This is a genomic window from Gardnerella sp. KA00390 (assembly GCF_049244075.1).
Taxonomy (GTDB): domain Bacteria; phylum Actinomycetota; class Actinomycetes; order Actinomycetales; family Bifidobacteriaceae; genus Bifidobacterium; species Bifidobacterium vaginale.
The window spans coordinates 288,324-308,191 of the sequence record NZ_CP058372.1; the positions used below are offsets into that span (position 1 = coordinate 288,324).

Genomic DNA, 19,868 nt, shown 5'->3' on the forward strand with positions numbered 1-19,868 from the left:
TGAGGTTTGTTTGTAGTGGTTGATCATTTGGATTGTTTGGTATCGGCTGCCGCTCTTATACTGTTCGACCAAGAATCACCCAGCCCTCTTACAAGTCTGAACAATTGCGTATCGCTTAAACACCGAGATTCTCGATTTTTCTTGCTACTTCAGCGAATCACCATTTCATGCTGCGAATCGACCTGCATGAGCGCTTAAAGCGTAGCGCGCGAATGCACTTCGATTCGCTGAGCTTGCTCAAAGTTGAAAGCACAGTGTGCTTTCAACGCAAGCGAAGACGTGAGCGCGCTGTAACGCGCGAGCGATACGCTTCATCCGCTGCGAAAAATCTCGAATCTCTACCCAGCTTGCGCGAACGACACGACACGCCGTGTTTTTTTTAGTTACAAACTATTACAATAAATCCTAAAATAGTCAGCATTTTTGAACAAAGGAGTGCAAAATGTGCGAATCGCCAGCCCCTGAGTACAACAATATTCCCCAAGATAAAGATGGCGTTTTAAGCCGCGCTCTGCCAATTGCGCGATACGCGATTTTTGCGCTTTTGCTTGCTGGCGCATTTCTTCTGGCGTTTGCGTGGTATCGCGGCACTCACAGCAAAGGCTACACTGTTGTTGCCTGTTCTGCACTATGGTTTAGCGTTATTGTTCCGTTTATTACGTTGATTGTGCTTTGCGTTTTTGTGCGCGGGTGGCGTCTTGTTGTTGGCTCTACGATTTGCGTTTTGCTAATAGCGTCTTTCTTTGGGTTTATTGCGCTTCAAAATCAAATCATGGAGTTTTTGAATGTTCCCGCTACAAATCCTTGGTTTGAATTCACGTGCAGCGCTTCGCTAAAAATTGCAACCGTGTCTTTTGTTATTATGTGTTGTGTAAGCGTATTTTTGATTAGACGCAATGCAACGCGCGAGATTAAATACAACGCGCGAGATTAAATACAGCACATACGATTAAGACTAAAGGATGATTTGACGAATGCCTAAGTTTACAAAAATTGCCATTATTGGCGCTATGGAAGAAGAAGTTGCGCACATTGCCGCTTCTCTTAGCAATGTTAAGCATAATAAGGCAGCCAGCTTAGACGTATCTTGTGGCGTGCTTGAATGCGAAGATGGCGGAAAAATCGAAGTGGCTGCAACGGTTGGCGGAATGGGACTTGTAAATGCCGCTGCAACCGCACAGTATTTAATTGATACGTACAAGCCGCAGGCCGTAATCTTTTCGGGAATTGCGGGAAATCTTAATAAAAATTTGCATACAAATGATGTTGTTCTTGGAAAAACATTAAGATATTTAGACACTGACATGCGCATGATTAATCAGTGGAAGCCGTTTACAAACGAATATCATTCAGACGATTATCTTCTTAAAACAGCAGACAGCGTTTTAACAAAGATGGGCATTAACCACATTTTGGGAACAATCGCATCTGGCGGATATTTTGTAGACACGCCCGAAAAAGTGGCGGAAGTTATTGAGGCGACTCAAGCGGATGCTGTAGAAATGGAAGGCGCTGCGATTCTTCACGTTGCTGCAAGAAACGACGTTCCAGCGCTAGTTGTGCGCGCAATGAGCGACAATGCAGACACAAAATACGAGGAATTCCACACTTTCGACATATCGGAATACGCGGATACTGCCGCAAAAATGACAGTAAATATTGTTAGGAATTTGTAGAGTTCAACACGCCGATGTGGTCGCCGACGCGCAGCATCGCCAAACAAAAGGCGAGTAGCGCTAAATGCCGCCATTTTTTGAGTGCAATCAGATTTTGGCGGCAAGGTTTTTACCCCACTCTTAAGATTGGCATCGTTAATAGAAGAAAAAAGGTAATAAGAAATAAAAGATGCCAGTTTTAAACATTAGTTAAATAGTTAAGAGGAAAATTTGCGGTAGGTTATACGAGAAACGCAGATTGACTGGCATAATGGCAATTCTTCTTGAAAGGAAATGAAGAATATGCGTAAAAATGCAGTAAATAATGCAGTAGAAAATCAATCAATAAAGTCTAACACAAAGTGGAATATGCGCGCGATTGCAGCAGGATTGTTAGCGTCCGCAACTTTAGTGAGCTTTGCGGCTTGCGGAGATAATGTTCCTGCAAGTAGTTCGCAATCGTCCGCAAATACTAGCGCAAAAATCGTAGGAAACTTCCAAGGCTCGGGTGCGTCTTCCCAGCAGGTTGCTGTAGAAGCGTGGATTGCAGGATTCCAATCCAAAAATCCTGGCGCAAAAATAGCATATAATCCAACTGGCTCGGGTGCAGGAGTTACAACGTTTATGACGGGCGCAACAGCTTGGGCTGGATCCGATAAATCGCTAAGCGACGACGAGTTAGAAAAATCAAAGTCGGTTTGCGCAAATGGCACTACGGCTTTCGACGTTCCAGTATACGTTTCTCCAATCGCAGTAATCTTTAATCTAAAAGGCGTTTCGGATGCTGGAAAACACATAAATATGGACGCTTCTACAATCGCAAAAATCTTCGACGGCAAGATTACGCGTTGGAATGACGATGCTATTAAATCGCAAAATCCAAAGCTAAAGCTACCAGATAAGCCGATTACAGTTGTTCACAGGTCCGATAAGTCTGGCACAACGCAGAACTTCTTAAGCTACATAAAAGACGTTGCACCAAACGATTGGACCTACGATCTTAGCGAAAATTGGCCAAATAGCGTAGGTCAGGGCGCAAAAGGCACATCTGGCGTTGTTTCCACAATTCGCATGGCAGACGGAGCGATTGGATACGCGGACTTCTCGCAAGTTGGAAAGCTTGGAACTGTGGCAGTAAAAGTGGGAGATTCTTACAACGAGATTAGCCCAGAAGGTGGCTCTATAACCATTAACGATTCAAAGGTTGACGAAGATGCTGCAGCAAAATCAAAGCATCGCGTTGTTGTTAAAATAAACCACAAAACGGAAGAAAAAGGCGCTTATCCGATTGTGCTAGTTTCTTACGATATTGTGTGCGGTGCTTACAAAGACGCGCAAACTGCACGATTTGCAAAGTCTTGGCTTAGCTACGTTACTAGCAAAGATGGCCAGGCTGCGGCTCAAGATGCTGCTGGAACTGCGCCTTTGCCAGAAAAGCTTATGGGCAGGATTAACAAGTCGATTCAGTCGATAGGCAAGTAAAAATAGCATTTTGCAAAGATTTTAGAGTAGTTAATATAGTAGTCAATATATTGCTGCTGATAGCATTTATATAATGACTACAAAAGGAGCATGAGTGAGTTCTAAACAAAGAACTGAAATCAGTAAAGATGCGCACAAAAGTGGCCATTTTGCAGGTGGTTTTGCAGGTGGTTTTGCAGACCGCTTGTTCAAAAGCGTAGCTCTTGCTTGCGGATTGCTGATTTTAATGGTGCTTACAGCTGTTGCATTGTTCCTGCTGTTTCAAGCGTTGCCGATTGTAGGCGCAAACAAAAACCAAGTAAGTCAAGTATTTTTGGACTTTACTGGCGGCAAAGCGCACGATTTTCTAGGCTACGTAGCGCCAATGGTTTTTGGAACTGTTCTTATGTCTGCGCTCGCTCTGCTCCTTGCATTCTTTATTTCGATTGGAATCGCGCTGTTTATAAGCCACTATGCTCCGCCAAAAATGGTGCCGCTTTTAAGTGGTGTAGTTGACTTGCTTGCTGCGATTCCGTCCGTAATCTACGGTCTTTGGGGCGGATTGGTGCTCGTGCCATCTATATACCCGTTCTGGAAGTTTATTTCGCACATCTTTGGCTGGATTCCGCTTTTTGCAGGCCCTGCGGCAAGCCCTTCGCGTAGTGCTGCAACCGTTAGCATTGTTCTGGCAGTTATGATTTTGCCGATTATAACTTCTATGGCGCGAGATATTTTCCAGCAAGCGCCGCGATTGCAGCAAGAAGGCGCGCTCGCGCTTGGTGCCACAAAGTGGGAGATGATAAAGCTAGCGGTTTTGCCGTTTGCAAAGTCGGGAATTGTTTCCGCATCTATGCTTGGTCTTGGTCGCGCTTTGGGCGAAACAATGGCAGTTCTTATGATTTTGTCTCCAGGATTCACCTTTAAATTCAACATTTTGCAAGCTTCGCAAAACCAAACGATTGCAGCAAACATAGCAGCGCAATACCCAGAAGCAAACGGATTGGGTGTTAGTGCGCTTATTGCTACAGGCTTGGTGCTGTTTGTTATTTCATTCGCTGTAAACCTTATTGCGCGCAAAATCACGGGAAAGGCGAGTGCATGATGCAAAATTCGCAATCGTTACAAGTTGGCTCCGTTGGCTCTGATCATACTGTTAGCGCAAGCAGCGAATCTCCAAAAATCGACTTTAACAAGTTCCGCCCAACGCGCTCTAGAATCGCAAGTCGCAAGCGAAAAGACTTGTTTATGCGCGTTTTAATCTTTTTGTCTTTTGTAGTTGCGCTAATTCCGCTACTTTCTTTGCTTTTAACGACTATTGTAAACGGCATTAAGCGATTAAACCTTGACTTTTTAACGCATAATATGACTTATGTTGTTGGCGGCGCTGCTACTGGTACGGGCGGTTACGGTGGTATTTTGCACGCCATTATTGGAACGTTGGAGATTACGCTTGGCGCAATGGCAATTTCGATTCCGATTGGAATTATGTGCTCCGTGTATTTGATTGAGTACGCGCGAGGCAGCTGCTTAGCTAGGGTGATTAATCTTGTTGTAGACGTTATGAGCGGAATTCCTTCGATTGTGGCTGGCTTGTTTGCGTTTTCTAGCTTTACGATTTTTGTAGGACCTGGAACAATCAACGGTTTTGAAGGGTCGGTTGCGCTTTCGCTGCTTATGCTGCCAACTGTTGTTAAGTCGTGTCAAGAAATGTTAAAAATTGTGCCGAACGATCTGCGTGAAGCGGCGCTTGCTCTAGGCGTTACAAAGCAGCGCATGATTACAAAAATCGTGTTGCGAACCGCGTTGCCTGGCATTGTTTCTGGCTGTATTCTTGCGGTTGCGCGCGTGGTTGGAGAGACGGCTCCGCTTTTAATGGCAGCTGGGTTTATTGCATCCACGAATTTCAATCTTTTTGACGGGCAAATGACTACTTTGCCAGTGTACGTTTACCAGGAATATTCCAAGCTTTCGGCGAATTGCCCAGCTAACGCGCTATCTTCGTGCGTTACTACGATTCCGATGGAGCGTGCGTGGGCGGCGGCGCTTGCTTTGATTGTGATTGTTTTGCTGCTGAATATTATTGGGCGAGTTGTGGCTCGTGTGTTTTCAGTAAAAGCGAAGTAGAGCGAAATAATGCGAAATAATGCGAAATAAGTCGAAACAGAGCGAAATAGATTTTAGAAAGTGAGGCGCAAATGGGTCAGCGCATTGATGTTAAGCATTTGAACATTTACTACGGCGATTTTCTAGCAGTAGAAGACGTTAACATAAGCATTGAGCCAAACAAGGTTACTGCTTTTATAGGGCCTTCGGGATGCGGAAAATCAACGGTTTTGCGCACTTTAGACCGCATGCACGAGATTACTCCAGGCGCTCGCGTGGAAGGTCAAGTGTTGCTTGAAGGCCGCGATTTGTATGGCAAAGATGTGGACCCTGTAGCTGTTCGCCGAGATGTTGGAATGGTGTTCCAGCGCCCAAATCCTTTCCCAACAATGTCTATTCGAGAAAACGTTCTTGCAGGAGTTCGCTTAAATAATCGCCATATTTCAAAGCAAGATGCCGACGACCTAGTTGAGTGGGCTTTACGTGGCGCGAATTTGTGGAACGAGGTTAAAGATAGACTCGATAAGCCAGGAATCGGGCTTTCTGGCGGCCAGCAGCAACGACTTTGTATTGCGCGAGCCGTGGCTGTGCATCCGCAAGTGCTTCTTATGGACGAGCCGTGCTCTGCTCTTGACCCTATCTCTACTCTTGCTGTAGAAGATTTGATTAACGAGCTTAAGCGCGATTACACGATTGTGATTGTAACGCACAACATGCAGCAGGCAGCGCGCGTTGCTGATTACACTGCGTTCTTTAACCTTAAGGCGGTTGGAAAACCAGGGCATCTTGAGTATTTTGCAGATACCACCACTATGTTCAACAATCCGCGCAATGCGGAGGCGGAGCGCTACATTTCTGGCCGCTTTGGGTGATTTTTGCAGCGATTTCTGTGTGTTTTCTGCGCGATTTTTAGGCGATTTTTGCATAATTTTTGCGCGATTTTTCTTTGGTCAGCACGTGCGCGTAAGGTCGAACCTGTTCGGTTGTTCAAAGTTCTATAAGTCGTTTCTAATTCTCGCGAGTTTTCTAGAGTGTTTATTCGGCTTGTGCTTTGCGCGCCGAGCGAGTCGCAGTAACCTCTGCGTGAATGCCCAAATGTAATTGCGTCCGCGATTGCTCAAGTGCTCTCGCCACGCTTTTTATGGTCTTTTGCGCTGTAAAACCAAGGAACAGAGAGTTTATGGAAAAGTTCTTCCATCTCAAAGAAAACGGCACGAATGTATCAACGGAGATCACTGCAGGTCTCACTACATTCTTTGCAATGTCGTATATTATCGTCGTAAACCCAATGATTTTAAGCCAAACTGGCATGCCTAAGGGTGGCGTTTTCCTCGCTACAATCATCGCAGCAATTATTGGCACACTTGTTATGGGCTTGTTTGCTAACGTGCCTTACGCTCAAGCTGCTGGCATGGGTCTTAACGCATTCTTCACATACACAGTGTGCTTTGGCCTTCATTTTACGTGGCAAGAAGCCATGTGTATGGTGTTCTTGTGCGGTTTAATTAACATTATTATTACCGTTACCAAGATTCGTAAGATGATTATTCGTGCCATCCCAACTTCGTTGCAACACGCGATTGGTGGTGGCATTGGTTTATTCGTTGCATACGTTGGCATTATGAGCGTTGGCTTAATCACCTTTACTTCTAAAGATCCTGCAGCCGCCGCTAAGAGCAAGCCAACCGCTGCTATTCCAGGTCTTGCGGTTATGAACAATCCTATTTTGTGGCTATTCCTTATTGGACTTGTTTTGGCTATTGTTCTTACTGTTCTTAAGGTTCGCGCAAGCTTGCTTATTACGATTATTGTAACCTCTTTGATTGGTATTCCGCTTGGCTTAACTTCGCTAAATAATGCCGTTTCTGTTACGGATGCTTTTGCCCAGCTTCCAACCACCTTTGGTGCTATTTTTGGCCCGCAAGGTTTCCCTGCTCTCTTCTCTAATCCAGCACGCATTCCGCTTGTTTTGGTAACTATTTTCGCCTTCTCTATGTCGGATACTTTCGACACTTTGGGAACGTTTATTGGAACAGGCCGCAGAACTGGCATTTTCTCGGAGGCAGATGAGAAGGCTTTGGAAAACGGCTCTGGCTTTAGCTCCAAGATGGATCGTGCGCTGTTTGCTGATTCGATTGCAACTTCGGTTGGCGCAATTTGCGGTACTTCTAACACAACTACTTACGTTGAGTCTGCTGCTGGTATTGGTGCTGGTGGCCGCACTGGTTTGACTTCTGTAGTTGTTTCCGTGTGCTTTGCGCTTTCGATTGTTCTTGCGCCATTTGCTAGCGCTGTTCCTGCTGCTGCTACGGCTGGCGTGCTTGTAGTTGTAGGCTGCATGATGGCAAGCTCGTTAAAGGAGATTGCTTGGGACGATATTTCCGAAGCTATTCCTGCGTTCTTCGCTGCCGTGTTTATGGCGTTCTCTTACTCGATTTCTTACGGCATTGCCGCTGGATTCATCATGTACTGCTTAGTTATGACTTGCAAGAAGCGTGCTAAAGACGTTCATCCAATGCTTTGGATTGTTTCGCTTTTGTTCATTCTTGACTTTGTTGCTAACGCAGTTTTGTAAATCGAATAGTTAGATATTAGTTAAGTTAGATATTAGTTAGATATTAATTTAATTAATTATTTTAAGAGCGTATTTGATGCGTACGGTTGCTTGCGATTTTTCCGCGTGAGTTTGTGATAAGTCGCCAGCAACCGCGCGTGTTGAGTACGCTCTTAAATAATCCTAAATAAAAATAAATTATAAAGTTTGCGAAAAAATATTGACATTGTCGCGCGTGGATATTAAACTTGCCCAACGTAAACCACAGACCGTTGGTGGAGTCGCAAGATTCCTGAAAATGATGTGTCATGCCAGCACAGGTTGAGCAGTGATTGTTGCGATTTATTTGCGATTTTTCACAAACTTTTTAACACTATGTGTTTTTTGGATGCTCTGCCGTGCGCAGGGCTTTTTTGATATGTTATTTCCATTCCAGCGGCCAATTTAGGAAGGAACGCCATGAAGAGGCCCGAAAAGGAAGCGGTAGTTGCAGAGCTTACGGATTTGTTCCGTAACGCCGACGCTGTCTACCTTACCGAGTACCGCGGGCTTACAGTTCCGCAGATTTCTTCTCTGCGCGAAAAGCTAGGCCGCGATACTTCCTACTCTGTGGCTAAGAATACGCTTGCTCGCATTGCCGCTAAGGAAGCGGGCATTGAAGGTCTTGATGAGCTTCTTGCTGGCCCAACTGCAATCACCTTTGTAAAGGGCGATTTCATTGAGGCTGCTAAGACCTTGCGTGATTTTGCCAAAGAGAATAAGACCCTCGTCATTAAGGGCGGTTTCGCAGATGGAACCGTTTACGATGCCGAAGGCGCCAAGCAGCTGGCAGACCTCAAGTCTCGCCCAGAATTGCTTTCCGAGATGGCTGGCGCGCTCAAGGGCACCATGTCCAAGGCCGCCTACCTGTTCAACGCTTTGCCAACCAAGGCAGTGCGTACTATCGACGCTTTGCGCGAGAAGCAGGAAAAGGCCGCTTGATTCCCTTGCAGCTTGCTGCATGAGACCAAAAAATAATAAAAATGTTATGGCTCTAAGGCACAAGGTGTGTCTGGCCAAGTAAGAAAGGAAGCCATTATGGCTAAGCTCACTAGCGAAGAGCTTCTTGAAGCTTTCGGTGAAATGACCCTCGTCGAGCTTTCTGAGTTCGTCAAGGCCTTTGAAGAGAAGTTCGATGTTGAGGCTGCTGCTCCTGTAGCTGCTGTTGCTGCTGCTCCAGCCGCTGCTGCTGGCGCTGCTGAGGAAGAGAAGGACGAGTTTGACGTTGTCCTCGCTTCTGCAGGTGCTCAGAAGGTTGCCGTCATCAAGGCTGTTAAGGCTTTGACTGGCCTCGGCTTGAAGGAAGCTAAGGACATTGTTGACAATGCTCCAAAGCCAGTCCTCGAGAAGGCTAAGAAGGAAGATGCCGACAAGGCTAAGGCTGCTCTTGAAGAAGCCGGCGCAACTGTTGAACTTAAGTAGTTCTAGGCTCTTTTGTTAACTTTGTTAACGCATGCGGCTGGTTGCTAGCGTGATTTGCTGGTTAGCGATTTGCTAGCGCATTAGTCGCGAATGCGTTTTGAATGCGGCAAGGTTTTCGTGGTTTCACGAATTCCTTGCCGTTTTTGCTTTTGTTGCCAAAATCGTCGCGGCAAAGTGGCATAATAGGAAAGCTTGTGACTGGAGGAGTAATCCGCTAGCACAGCACAGCAATATAAGTTGCGGGAGGATCCTTAAAACGGCTTAATATCAACGTTTTAGGGCGCCGATTTAACCGCTTCAAAAGAAAGAAGAACCATATTATGGCTCCAAAAAAGAAAGTCTCTGCGCTTATTAAGCTCGAGATTCAGGCTGGTAAAGCAAATCCAGCCCCACCACTGGGTCCTGCATTAGGCTCCCACGGCGTAAACATCATGGACTTCTGCAAGGCCTATAACGACCAGACGAAGGACAAGATGGGTCAGATCGTTCCAGTAGAGATTACTGTTTACGAAGATCGTTCCTTTACATTTATTCTTAAGACTCCACCAGCTGCTGCTTTGTTGCTTAAGGCTGCTGGCATTCCTAAGGGCACCGAGAACCCATTGACCCACAAGGTTGGTTCTGTAACCAAGGCTCAGGTGCGCGAAATCGCCGAAATCAAGATGCCAGATCTTTCTGCACGAGATGTTGAAGCTGGTATGAAGATTATCGCGGGCACTGCTCGCTCGATGGGTATTACCGTTACCGACTGAAAGTGAGTGGAAAAAATGGTGAAGCGTTCTAAGAAGTATCGTGAAGCGGCTGAGAAGATCGACCGCAACAACCTTTACACCCCAGCTGAGGCTATTGCTTTGCTTAAGAGCATGCCAAAGCACGCTTTCGACGAGTCTGCTGAGGCTGTTATGCGCCTTAATGTGGATCCTCGCAAGGCGGATCAGTTGGTTCGTGGCGTTGTGAACTTGCCTAATGGCACTGGTAAAACCGCTAAGGTTTTGGTGTTTGCTCGTGGTCCAAAGGCTACTGAGGCTCAAGAAGCTGGCGCAGACATTGTTGGTGATGACGAGCTTATCGAGAAGGTTGCCGGTGGCTTCCTTGACTTCGATGCCGTTGTTGCAACCCCAGACATGATGGGCAAGGTTGGTCGCCTTGGTCGTGTGCTTGGTCCTCGTAGCTTGATGCCAAATCCTAAGACTGGCACCGTTACAATGGATGTTGCAAAGGCTGTTGCCGATATTAAGGGTGGTAAGATTGAGTTCCGCGTTGATCGTCAGGGCAATCTTTCCTTCCTGTTTGGCAAGCTTTCCTTCGACGATAAGGCTCTTGAAGAGAACTTCAAGGCTGTTGCCGATGAGATTCGCCGCTTGAAGCCTACAACCATTAAGGGTCGTTACATCACTAAGGTAACGATTACCTCTACAATGGCTCCTGGTGTTCCAGTGGATATTGCAAGCATTGCTGCGTGATTTTTAGCTAAGCATAGCTGAGTAATTTTTTAGCGCTGAAAATGGTGTGTTCTTTTTTAGAGCACATTGTTTTCGGCGCTTTTGCTTTAGAGCGCAGAATCGCGGATGCGCCCAATCGTAATCGCAGTTTGTAAAACGTACGCCTCTCTAGGGTCAGTGGCATCCCAGCCTGTTGTTTGCGCAACTTTGCGCAGTCGATATCGTATTGTGTTTGGGTGCACATTAAGGTTGTGTGAAGTTTGGTCTAGTGCGCCGCCAAATCGCAAGAAAGCATCTACAGTTTGCAAAGTCGGGTCGTCTGGGTTGTATGGTGCCAAGCTCTGATACACCTTAGTATATAAGGTTTCTACGGCGGTTTCGTCGCCTATAAGCGCGCGCTCTGGCAGCACGTCGTCGCAGCGTATTATTTGTGGCAAATGTGTTACAGACGGTGCAACAGCAAGCGCTGCTAGAGTTGCTGTGATTTCTTCGCATATTTCTTGTGCGCCGACTGCAATTTCGCTTATGCAAATTGGCTTACCTGATTTTGTAAATACTTCGCAAAGTTTGTTTAGCGCGTCTTGGCTTGGGTTTTCTTTTAAAGCTAGGATGATTATGTGTGACGGGGCGGGAAATTCATCGTTTTCTTTTGCTTGAGGTTTTGCGGCTATTTTCCATGTTTTTGTTCTAGATGTAATTGCGTCTTTTTGAACGCGGTCTACTATCGCATCGTATGCTCCACATGCGCCAAGTTGCGTCCATATGGTTCGTCGTAAAGTGTCTGTGTTGTTTTGCGGCGCGTGAGTTGTTGTTTTTCGTGTTGGACTGTCTTCGTTTATGTCGAGTGTTTCGTATGTACCAGCTATTGCTAGGAGTCGCGTATTTTCTTGCCATTGTAAGAGGTGCATTAGTGCGCTTACGCGGTTGTCTGCAATGCCGTTCATCAGGCACGCTCCAATTATTGTGTGTAGTCGCAGGCGTGTTGCTGAGTCGAAGATTTTTCCGTCTCGATTGTCAAATATTCCACTTGTGTCTTCGTTTTTTGGCGCGCATGGCAGTGGCGTAAATTGTGGTGTTTTGCTAGTAGCTTTTTCTGTAGTTTCGTTTGATTGTTTTCTGCGCCATAAAAGATGATGTTTTTTATGTGTTTCTGTTTGGTTTTGGTCTTGAGTTTCTTCGGCTTTTTCATCGCTGGTTGCTTGCGATTTTTCCTTAGCTTCGTTTGAGTTCCTATTATAAATATTGTTTCCGTTTGGCAATATTCCTGTAAGAATTGTTAGAAAATCAACATCTTCTGTGATGTTGCTAGTAGTACTATAGTCTACGTCATAAAGCTTGCTGGTTGTGTCAGCAGTAGAGTCGCCAGCAACCGCGCTATCGTAAAGTTCGTTGTTCATTTGTCACCTCCAATCGTTTCTATATTTAATTTTGGCAACTGTGGCAACTGTGAAGTATTTTCTATTTTTGTATTTGACGTTATATCTATAATATTATCTCTGCCAAGTAATTTAGACTCTCTTAAAAATGTTAGAGCTGTAAAGAAGAATACGAACGTAATAGGGAGCATATGTCGTTCAAAATTGTTTGCAGGAGCCAGCACCATTACTCCCATTAACAGCGCAAGAGGTATATGCAAAACGAGTGTTTTCCAACGTTTAAGAGCGATTTCTGCAACTCCGATAAGCAGTGTGCCAACAACATACAGGTTTCCGTGAATCAGCCAACCTAAAATCGGCGTATTACTCCACGATTCAACAGTATTTGAAACACCTGCACGCCATTCTGGTAGCCAGTAGCGTATCCACTCTGAGTTTTTTATGTTGTCAGTATTTATGTAGTATTCTGGTCCGACATAAGGGATGTCTAGAATGTCAAAATAACCGTAGGATTTTGCTAAGAATGCGTCCGTTGCAACGATTGGACTGTGTTTAACCATAAGCCACCATGCGTGGTTAAACTTTTTCATGTCGTCTTTTGTAATGTAACGCCAACGGTAGCTCACTTTTTTAGACTGTAAGCCAGAAGATTTTACAGGATCTGCGTCTTGAGGTGTGTATGCTTCAGCGGTTTGGTTGAGATTAAAAATTGGCGCAATTTCTCGTGCTGCTTTATGAGGTATGCTTTTTGGATCTAGTTTTGCGATTCTGGCTATCTGCTGAAGTTGTACTCCGCGGCTTTCAATAGGATCTCCGTTTATTATGGCTCCGCTAGATATGGCTATTATTATGGCTCCGTGTATAAGAATTGTTGGGAGCAGAATGCATAAAACCCATATTTTCCAACGTTTTATGCTGTAAAACATTAGAAGTACAAATTGAATTACAAGAATATACCACGCATATTTTGCTGCGATTAGCATAATGCAAACGCTTATTATCAGTTCAAGAATCGTGTGTTTGCGTGAGATTTTTGCGTTTTGTATTGTGCAGTGTAGTTCGTAAGATATTCCAAACCACCATACGAATGCAAATGCGAATAATGGTGATTTTGTTAGTGCAATTGTTGAAAAAACTACAAGTGGGCTGAATAAAAATGTGATTATTACGGCTGCGCGGAAGAAGATTGGCGTTGGTAAGACAGTTTGAGTTTCGCTTGTTTTAGATTTAACCCATGGTGTGTTTAGGAATCGGTTTGCTGTGGCGGCGCAACACCATGCTGCAAAAACAAATTGCATAATTGCAAGTAGTATGATTCCAGCATCGTTCGATTCGGTAAAATATCGCGATACTGCTGCTACAGCACCGTAAATCAATGTTAAAACAATGTTGTGCTGGTCGCTTAAATACGTAGGTTTTGCCGGCCAAAGATAGTGTGCTGTTGGGTATATGTCTGCTGGAACAAAGCTAAAGAATCCAATGTATGGTTGTTTTATGCCAGTTATTTGGTTCCAGGTCCAGCTGTATTCTCGGATTTGTGAGCAAATGTCTGCTCCGTAAGCTGCTAGAAGTGTTACTGGTGCCCACAGCCAGCCGATAATCAGTGTTAGGAAAATGTTTCGTTTTCTACAAGTTGAATGGTAAAAACACCATTTTAGAGTACGTTTTATTGAAAAAATTATCTTAGGCTTTTTAGCGGCGATGCTTCTAAATGGGTGAAAAAGTGGTTTTGTGATTTTATAAGTTGTGATTTTTAGTATTTTTAGTATTTTTAGTATTTTGTCGTTTTTGTTATTTTTCCCAAAATGAATGATGGATCTTAAAATAGCGTAATAAACGCAGAATACTGCTGCAAAAATAAGTGCGTTAACCCAATTAAAATCGGTTAAAGATCCCTGATTGCGGTAAATCACGCCTAAGCTTGTGCAAAGAGCGAGCCAGATGCAAGTAAATAGTATTAGTGCTTGAGTCGCAAGCTGACTTACGAGATTAAATATTGATGTTTTTGTCAAGCTTGTTTTTGATGTGCTTGTTTTTGGATCGATTTTCATTTCAGATTTCGTATCTGGTTTTATATCGTTTTTCGTATCTGGTTTTGCATTGCAAGTATCAGTAGGTTCTGCGACTGTTTTTGCGCTCGCGTAGTCATTTTTAATGAATTTCATATTGGCCTACTGATTTTTAATCCTAATAAGTAATTTGTGTAAAGTACTTGTGTAAATTATACCTGTTGCACAATCTTTTTAAATTATATTAAAATTTCTATAATTTCTGTATGAGTAATTTTTTTGAACGCACTAAAAATGTTGCAGACGGTTTTGTTTATTTTGAAGTTATTGATTCAACGCAGAATTACGCACGCAAAATTCTCGCTGATGGGTGCGCTGATGGGTGCGCTGATGGGTGCGCTGATGATTGCAGCAATATCTGTTTTGTAAAAAGACAAGACGAAATGCCTGCGATTTATGTTGTTGCTGCTTGCCATCAGACAGCTGGCAAAGGAAGATTGTGTAGAAAATGGGTTAGTAAGCCATTTGAAAGTTTACTAGCTTCTTTTGCAACGATTTTGCCAAGTAGCATTGTTAAGAATCCAAGTTACAATGGCTGGCTTCCTATAATTGCTGGTCTTGCTGCGCGAGATTCGATTATTGGCGCGCTAAAAGAGTTTGGCGCTACGCAGATTGAAAATGGGGAATTGCCAGATTATAGCAAGATCAGTCTTAAATGGCCTAATGATATTTTTATTGGTGACTGTAAAGAAGGTGGAGTTTTAACGGAGATTGTTTTGACTCCAAAAACGGTTGCTGGCGATATTGCCTATCCTAATGTTGGAGTTATTTTCGGGATTGGTTTAAATCTTTTTATGGATAAGCAGTCGCTTCCAATCGAGGAAGCAACTTCGCTTAAAATGCATTACGATAATCTGCCAGATTTTGCTGAGCTTGGGGATAATATAGCTGCGCGATTGGTGGAAAATCTTAGGATTAGGTTGGGGAAGTTTGTAAAGAATACGAATGAATACTCTTTGGATCTGCTTAAAGAAGCGAGTGAAGCATGTTGGACGTTGGGGCGCAAGGTGATTGTTCGCGCGCCGAATGATGACGGTTTGGGGATTGATGCTGGAGTTGACGATTCTAATAACGCTGATGATTATGAGTCTTGTGCAAAAAGTTTTACTAGTGTAGAAGGAATTGCTCAAAATCTTATGCGTGATGCTTCTATTCAAGTGCGTAAGGATTCTGGGCAGATAATAACTGTTCGTACTGGTGATGTTTGTGCTGTGCGAATCTAGGTGCATTCGCGCGCTTAGACTGCGCGAAGGACATTTGCGCTTTTTGTAGTTTGACACGCCGTGAATCAGCTACAAACTCGGGAAAACTTTCCGCATTTTGTTGTTGATTTTGTGGTTTTAAGCAACATTTTCGGGAAAATCTTCCCGACTTTGTAGTTCGACACGCCATTTTGAGCAACATTCTCGGGAAAATGATTTTGCGTTTGTTTTCAAAATTGCCAAATACGTAAACAATCTCGGGATAAGAGATAGGCAGAGTGAAGAGTGGTGTGGTGTCGGCGTGTTGCGTGTGTGATGTGTGTGGAATGTTGATTTTTCAATGGTTTTATAGTGTTAGTGTTCTTGTCTGAGTAGTTTCCTGAGAAAAGTCTGGGAAAATTCTTTAAAAACCTTGAAATAATGTGTTTTTACGGTTTTATTAGTGTTAATCCACAAATATTATGGTGAAAATAGTTTTTATTGTGGATTAGTTTGTGTGTAACATTATTTTTTTCTGTTTATTTTGTGTGATTGGGACTTGACTTTTTTAAACGGGGGGGGGGTATGTTAATAACAGCTGCTAGCTAGATGCTCTAGATGGTGGTTATCCGCAATGTTTTGAATGTTGTTGGATGTTTAAGATTTTTCTTCGTGTACCTGCACGGAGGAGAAGAAGAAAGGAAATTAAAATGATGAATAAGAAGGCTATCGCCGCTTTCGCTGCTGGCGCTACTTTGCTTGCCGGCTTCGCAATGGCAACCCCAGTATTCGCTGCTGATGGCGGTGCAAATACTCAGTCTCAGGAAGCTAAGAAGTCTAAGGCTGATTTGAAGAAGGAATTAGATACCGCTCGTGCTGCATATGAGGCTGCTGTTGCAGCTGAGAAGGCTGCTGATGAAGCTGCCACTAAGGCTGCTGCTGCTTTGACTGCTGCTGGTGATGCGCCAGCTAAGACTGCTAAAGTCGAGATTAAGGATGACACTAAGGTTCAGGGTCATAAAGTTGTTTCTGCTGCCGATGATGCTCCACAAAATGAGGTTACAGCTGCTAATAAGTATGTAGCTGCTTTCAACGCTGATGCTGATGCAAAGGCAGCTAAGACTGCTGCTGAGCAGGATAAGACTGTTAAGGCTACTACTTATCTTGCTGCCGAGCAGGCTTATTCTAAGGCTCCAGAACCAAAGGCTGCTCCATCTGATGATCAGAAGAAGGCTAAGGCTGTTGAGGCTGTGAAGACTGCTAAGTTGCATCTTGATGATGCTTTTGCTGCTTATACTAAGGATTATGCTGAGTATGAGAAGGTTAAGGCTACTTTGGCTGGTAAGGTAGCTGCTCAGGAAGCTGCTCAGAAGGCTTTGAAGGCTGCTCAGGATGCTTTGGAAGCTTACAAGGTTTCTGCTAAGGATGATTCTGCTTTGGCTCAGCGTCTTGCTGATGCTGTAGCTCGTGCTCAGGCTAAGGTTGATTTTGCTGTTGCTGAGACTGCTAAGGCTACTAAGGATTATGATGAGGCTAAGGCTAAGGCTGTTGCTTCTACTGCTAAGTATAATGCTGCTTTGACTAAGTACAAGGCTGCTTATAATGATGCAGTTCGTTTGGGAGTGAACCCTGCTGTTCTTCCTGCTGTTGTGACTTCTGATCCTTTGGCTCCTAATTTTGAGGATGTTCCAGGTGCTACTAAGGCTATGAATGATGCTGCTAGTGGCAAGCTTGGTAAGGCTGCTCAGCAGGCTGCTGCTAAGAAGGCTGATGCTAAGGGTGAGCTTGCTGCTAAGGGTGGTCATGGTAAGTCTGGCGAGAAGCTTGGTAATGCTGGTGTTGGTGTTGCTTTGACTGCTTTGGCTGCTTCTATGCTTGCTGGTATGGGTGCTGCTGTTCGCAAGATGCGTCACTAAGCATTATTTACCACCTTATTTAGGGTTTGCGCTCAACGACTGGTGTGGTGTTTTGTAGGGAAGCATCACACTGGTTTATTCCCGATTCTCTTTGGTTTTATTGTTTTAACATTGGTTTGCTATTGTTTTTCTTTTCTTCCCAGTGTTGATTCGTTTAGCTTGTTGGGTTTTGGGTGTTGAGTGTTGTTGCTTTCGGTTTTGTTTGCTACTAGGGGCTTTCAAAACCGGAAGCATTTTTTTGTTTTTGTTTATTCTCGCTCGTGTTTGTGCGTGTTTTGTAGTCAGATTTGGTGTTTTGGTAAACAAACGCGGGAATAGGCTCTTATGTTTTGACCTTGATAGCTTATTTTGCACTTCTACTAATAAGCGCATTTCTTTTATGACTTAGTTTCTGATTCTCGTTTATATTGTCTATTATTGATGAAGATATTGTATCGTCTTCCTCATCCTCTATTCCCGTCATTTCTCTGATTATTTGGACATAATTTGTTTCACTAACATCATGATTTCCAACGATTTTTCCTTGTCTTAGTACAACTATCCTAGTTGCCACTGCAAATACGTCTGGAAGATTATGGCATACCAATATAATTGTGCGACCCTGTGATCGTAGGCGTTTCATATAAGATAGGGTTTCAGCTGTTTGTGTTAAAGATAATGAAGCTGTAGGTTCGTCTAATAGTATGAGTTTTGGATCCGATAGTAGCATTCGTGCCAATGCGACAGTTTGACGTTGTCCACTTGATAGTAATCGTATTGGAGTATGTATTCTTATGGCACATGTTAGTTCTTGTAATGCCTTTCGGGCTTCACACGCCATTGCATCTTTATTGAGTGTATGACATGATTTATTTCGCATCTCTTTGCCTAAGAATAGATTTGATGTAACGTCCAAATTATCGCAAAATTCTTGTCCTTGAAAAACTGTTGCTATTCCAAGATCATTTGCTTCTCGTATGGAGTGCAAATTCACTTCTTTATCTTCAAAGATCATTCTTCCTTTTGTTGGTTGGATCAAACCAGATATTGTTTTAATAAGAGTGGATTTTCCGACGCCATTGTCTCCAACAATTGCCACTATTTCTTTGCTATAAATATCGAGTGTTATTGATTTAAGCGCTTCGGTAAAGCCAAAGTTTACGCTAATATCTTTTAGCTGTAGGAGTGGATTTTGTCCGTACATTACGTCTCCTTGTTGATATTGCTAATCATATTGCAATCGATATTACAACCTATTTCTATAGGTGTTGAGATGTTTTGTGATGTATTTTTTCTGCAGCATCAATTCCTTCTAGTGCTGCTCCTAGTGCAGAACAATTAGTAAGATTTGATGCAACCACAACTTGTATAGGAGTTAAAACATCAGGGAATAGTAAGCGGTGCAATGACTCTCTAAAAGCATCGACGAAAACTGATCCACTTTGCACTAGGAGTCCTCCTATAACTACAATTTCAGGGTCTACTGATGTGCATAGTTCTGCTGCTACTGTTCCTATTCGTATTGCAGTATCAGCTATGATACGTCTGCATCCTGGGTCTCCTTCGTTTGCTAAGCGTACAAGATCTTCTACAGTTAGATCTCCATGGGTAACTCTTAATAACGATGTGATTCGTTCTTCATTTATAAAAGTATTAAGGCATCCACGGTTTCCGCATGCACAAATGCTTCCGAGTGGATCAACTTGAATATGCCCTATTTCGCCTGCCATTCCAGTTACGCCGCGCCATATTTTCCCATCTGCCATTATGGAGGCACCAGCTCCGTCATCGGTATTTATGTATATGAAATCTGTGGTTTTTGTAACAGATCCTGCTCTTGATTCCCATACTGCGCAACAGTTTGCATCGTTATCTAAAGTAACTGGAATATTAAAAATTGATTGTAAATACGAAATAATGTCGAAATTGTTCCAATGTGGCATAATGCCAGGTATTGCTATTGTTTTTGTACGTTTATCTATTGGTGCTGTTATAGATACGCCTATTGCTATTAGTTCTTTTGCAGATGCGTTTATGTTGGATAAAGTTTCATTTATGAGTAATGTTGCTCGCTCGAGAGTTACATCTGGAATATGTTGTTTTGGTAATAGTAATGTTCGTTCCGCGATTATGTTAAGTTCGTAGTCAATAAAAATTAGATCTAGAGAGTGTCTGCTAATTTTTAGTCCTGCGCTTATTCCTTTTCTACGAGCTAAAGCTACGAGTGTTGCTTTTCTTCCGTTATGTATTGTGTTTTCTGTGTACAACCGCCCTTCTTTTACAAGTTGTCTTACAAGAGTTGATACGGTTGCAGTTGATAATCCTGTCGCTTCAGCAAGCTCTATTTGCGTAATTGCACCAAATCTGCGTATGTAAGAAAGTAATGCAGATCGATTAGCTTCTCGCAATGAAGTTTGGGATCCGAATAAATGCGACATAATATAAGCATATCTGTATTTTAAAGAATTGTCATTCGTTGATTTGATACTTTTGTTCTTTATTGGTTAAATTAACTGAATTTATATTAAATAATTGGTACAAGTAGTTGATTCATGTACGTTAAGAATTGTGTTAAATTTATATATTAAACAAAAAAATAGAAAAATTTGATTTATGTGTTTGACAACTTAACACAATAGTTTATAATAAAAAACTAGATAGCGTTGTAGCT

The 19,868-nt window shown here is 43.3% G+C and carries 17 protein-coding genes; 13 read left to right on the forward strand and 4 right to left on the reverse strand.

The window, feature by feature from the left end; translation table 11 throughout:
- Positions 1-442: 442 nt before the first annotated feature.
- From HXT53_RS01075 to rplA, 11 genes are all read left to right on the forward strand, one after another.
- Complete coding sequence (locus tag HXT53_RS01075) at positions 443-934, forward strand: hypothetical protein (protein WP_116285485.1); 492 nt, start codon at positions 443-445, stop codon at positions 932-934.
- Positions 935-974: 40 nt separating this feature from the next.
- The gene (mtnN, locus tag HXT53_RS01080; RefSeq protein WP_020973538.1) at positions 975-1,676 is read left to right on the forward strand and encodes a 5'-methylthioadenosine/S-adenosylhomocysteine nucleosidase; all 702 of its coding nucleotides are present in this window, start codon (positions 975-977) and stop codon (positions 1,674-1,676) included.
- Between the two features lie 282 nt (positions 1,677-1,958).
- On the forward strand, positions 1,959-3,137 hold the full coding sequence (gene pstS / locus HXT53_RS01085) for a phosphate ABC transporter substrate-binding protein PstS (protein ID WP_421780414.1): 1,179 nt from the start codon (positions 1,959-1,961) through the stop codon (positions 3,135-3,137).
- Between the two features lie 94 nt (positions 3,138-3,231).
- Positions 3,232-4,218 (forward strand): phosphate ABC transporter permease subunit PstC, encoded by a 987-nt coding sequence (pstC, locus tag HXT53_RS01090; RefSeq protein ID WP_421780416.1) that lies wholly within the window; start codon positions 3,232-3,234, stop codon positions 4,216-4,218.
- A complete protein-coding gene (gene pstA, locus HXT53_RS01095; RefSeq protein ID WP_421780418.1) occupies positions 4,215-5,240 on the forward strand; it encodes a phosphate ABC transporter permease PstA in 1,026 nt (341 codons plus the stop codon). Before pstC ends, pstA begins: the two co-directional genes overlap by 4 nt.
- Before the next feature lie 71 nt (positions 5,241-5,311).
- Positions 5,312-6,091, forward strand: a complete 780-nt coding sequence (pstB, locus tag HXT53_RS01100; RefSeq protein WP_004131665.1) for a phosphate ABC transporter ATP-binding protein PstB — start codon at positions 5,312-5,314, stop codon at positions 6,089-6,091.
- A 308-nt stretch (positions 6,092-6,399) separates the two neighbouring features.
- Positions 6,400-7,794, forward strand: coding sequence for an NCS2 family permease (locus tag HXT53_RS01105; protein WP_004131666.1), 1,395 nt, complete (start codon positions 6,400-6,402; stop codon positions 7,792-7,794).
- A gap of 438 nt (positions 7,795-8,232) precedes the next feature.
- A complete protein-coding gene (gene rplJ / locus HXT53_RS01110; protein ID WP_004112001.1) occupies positions 8,233-8,754 on the forward strand; it encodes a 50S ribosomal protein L10 in 522 nt (173 codons plus the stop codon).
- Between the two features lie 96 nt (positions 8,755-8,850).
- A complete protein-coding gene (gene rplL / locus HXT53_RS01115) occupies positions 8,851-9,234 on the forward strand; it encodes a 50S ribosomal protein L7/L12 (protein WP_004112006.1) in 384 nt (127 codons plus the stop codon).
- A 320-nt stretch (positions 9,235-9,554) separates the two neighbouring features.
- Complete coding sequence (gene rplK, locus HXT53_RS01120) at positions 9,555-9,986, forward strand: 50S ribosomal protein L11 (protein WP_004112010.1); 432 nt, start codon at positions 9,555-9,557, stop codon at positions 9,984-9,986.
- Positions 9,987-10,001: 15 nt separating this feature from the next.
- Positions 10,002-10,697 carry a 50S ribosomal protein L1 gene (gene rplA, locus HXT53_RS01125; RefSeq protein WP_004118314.1) on the forward strand — a complete coding sequence of 232 codons (696 nt, stop codon included), beginning with the start codon at positions 10,002-10,004 and terminating at the stop codon, positions 10,695-10,697.
- Between the two features lie 86 nt (positions 10,698-10,783).
- Here rplA and HXT53_RS01130 read toward each other — a convergent pair whose 3' ends face one another.
- Entirely contained in the window at positions 10,784-12,073 is a 1,290-nt protein-coding gene (locus HXT53_RS01130) for a helix-turn-helix domain-containing protein (RefSeq protein ID WP_421780420.1), read from the reverse strand.
- Positions 12,070-14,217, reverse strand: coding sequence for a DUF6020 family protein (locus HXT53_RS01135; RefSeq protein WP_421780422.1), 2,148 nt, complete (start codon positions 14,215-14,217; stop codon positions 12,070-12,072). The genes HXT53_RS01130 and HXT53_RS01135 overlap by 4 nt, the downstream gene beginning before the upstream one ends.
- A gap of 110 nt (positions 14,218-14,327) precedes the next feature.
- Between HXT53_RS01135 and HXT53_RS01140 the strand changes: the two genes are divergently transcribed.
- Positions 14,328-15,344, forward strand: coding sequence for a biotin--[acetyl-CoA-carboxylase] ligase (locus HXT53_RS01140; RefSeq protein WP_421780424.1), 1,017 nt, complete (start codon positions 14,328-14,330; stop codon positions 15,342-15,344).
- A gap of 668 nt (positions 15,345-16,012) precedes the next feature.
- Complete coding sequence (locus HXT53_RS01145) at positions 16,013-17,218, forward strand: hypothetical protein (protein ID WP_421780426.1); 1,206 nt, start codon at positions 16,013-16,015, stop codon at positions 17,216-17,218.
- Positions 17,219-17,561: 343 nt separating this feature from the next.
- Here the strand turns inward: HXT53_RS01145 and HXT53_RS01150 are convergent, their stop codons facing one another.
- Positions 17,562-18,401, reverse strand: a complete 840-nt coding sequence (locus HXT53_RS01150) for an ATP-binding cassette domain-containing protein (protein WP_004112032.1) — start codon at positions 18,399-18,401, stop codon at positions 17,562-17,564.
- A gap of 55 nt (positions 18,402-18,456) precedes the next feature.
- A complete protein-coding gene (locus HXT53_RS01155) occupies positions 18,457-19,635 on the reverse strand; it encodes an ROK family transcriptional regulator (RefSeq protein WP_421780428.1) in 1,179 nt (392 codons plus the stop codon).
- Between the last annotated feature and the right edge of the window lie 233 nt (positions 19,636-19,868).

Excerpts from the sequence above, each read along its gene's own strand:
- HXT53_RS01130 (WP_421780420.1), bottom strand. The coding sequence starts at position 12,073 with ATGAACAACGAACTTTACGATAGCGCGGTTGCTGGCGACTCTACTGCT.
- rplK (WP_004112010.1), top strand. The coding sequence starts at position 9,555 with ATGGCTCCAAAAAAGAAAGTCTCTGCGCTTATTAAGCTCGAGATTCAG.
- HXT53_RS01135 (WP_421780422.1), bottom strand. The coding sequence starts at position 14,217 with ATGAAATTCATTAAAAATGACTACGCGAGCGCAAAAACAGTCGCAGAA.
- HXT53_RS01150 (WP_004112032.1), bottom strand. The coding sequence starts at position 18,401 with ATGTACGGACAAAATCCACTCCTACAGCTAAAAGATATTAGCGTAAAC.
- HXT53_RS01075 (WP_116285485.1), top strand. The coding sequence starts at position 443 with ATGTGCGAATCGCCAGCCCCTGAGTACAACAATATTCCCCAAGATAAA.
- rplA (WP_004118314.1), top strand. The coding sequence starts at position 10,002 with ATGGTGAAGCGTTCTAAGAAGTATCGTGAAGCGGCTGAGAAGATCGAC.
- HXT53_RS01140 (WP_421780424.1), top strand. The coding sequence starts at position 14,328 with ATGAGTAATTTTTTTGAACGCACTAAAAATGTTGCAGACGGTTTTGTT.
- HXT53_RS01105 (WP_004131666.1), top strand. The coding sequence starts at position 6,400 with ATGGAAAAGTTCTTCCATCTCAAAGAAAACGGCACGAATGTATCAACG.
- rplJ (WP_004112001.1), top strand. The coding sequence starts at position 8,233 with ATGAAGAGGCCCGAAAAGGAAGCGGTAGTTGCAGAGCTTACGGATTTG.
- mtnN (WP_020973538.1), top strand. The coding sequence starts at position 975 with ATGCCTAAGTTTACAAAAATTGCCATTATTGGCGCTATGGAAGAAGAA.
- rplL (WP_004112006.1), top strand. The coding sequence starts at position 8,851 with ATGGCTAAGCTCACTAGCGAAGAGCTTCTTGAAGCTTTCGGTGAAATG.
- pstA (WP_421780418.1), top strand. The coding sequence starts at position 4,215 with ATGATGCAAAATTCGCAATCGTTACAAGTTGGCTCCGTTGGCTCTGAT.
- HXT53_RS01145 (WP_421780426.1), top strand. The coding sequence starts at position 16,013 with ATGATGAATAAGAAGGCTATCGCCGCTTTCGCTGCTGGCGCTACTTTG.
- pstS (WP_421780414.1), top strand. The coding sequence starts at position 1,959 with ATGCGTAAAAATGCAGTAAATAATGCAGTAGAAAATCAATCAATAAAG.
- HXT53_RS01155 (WP_421780428.1), bottom strand. The coding sequence starts at position 19,635 with ATGTCGCATTTATTCGGATCCCAAACTTCATTGCGAGAAGCTAATCGA.
- pstB (WP_004131665.1), top strand. The coding sequence starts at position 5,312 with ATGGGTCAGCGCATTGATGTTAAGCATTTGAACATTTACTACGGCGAT.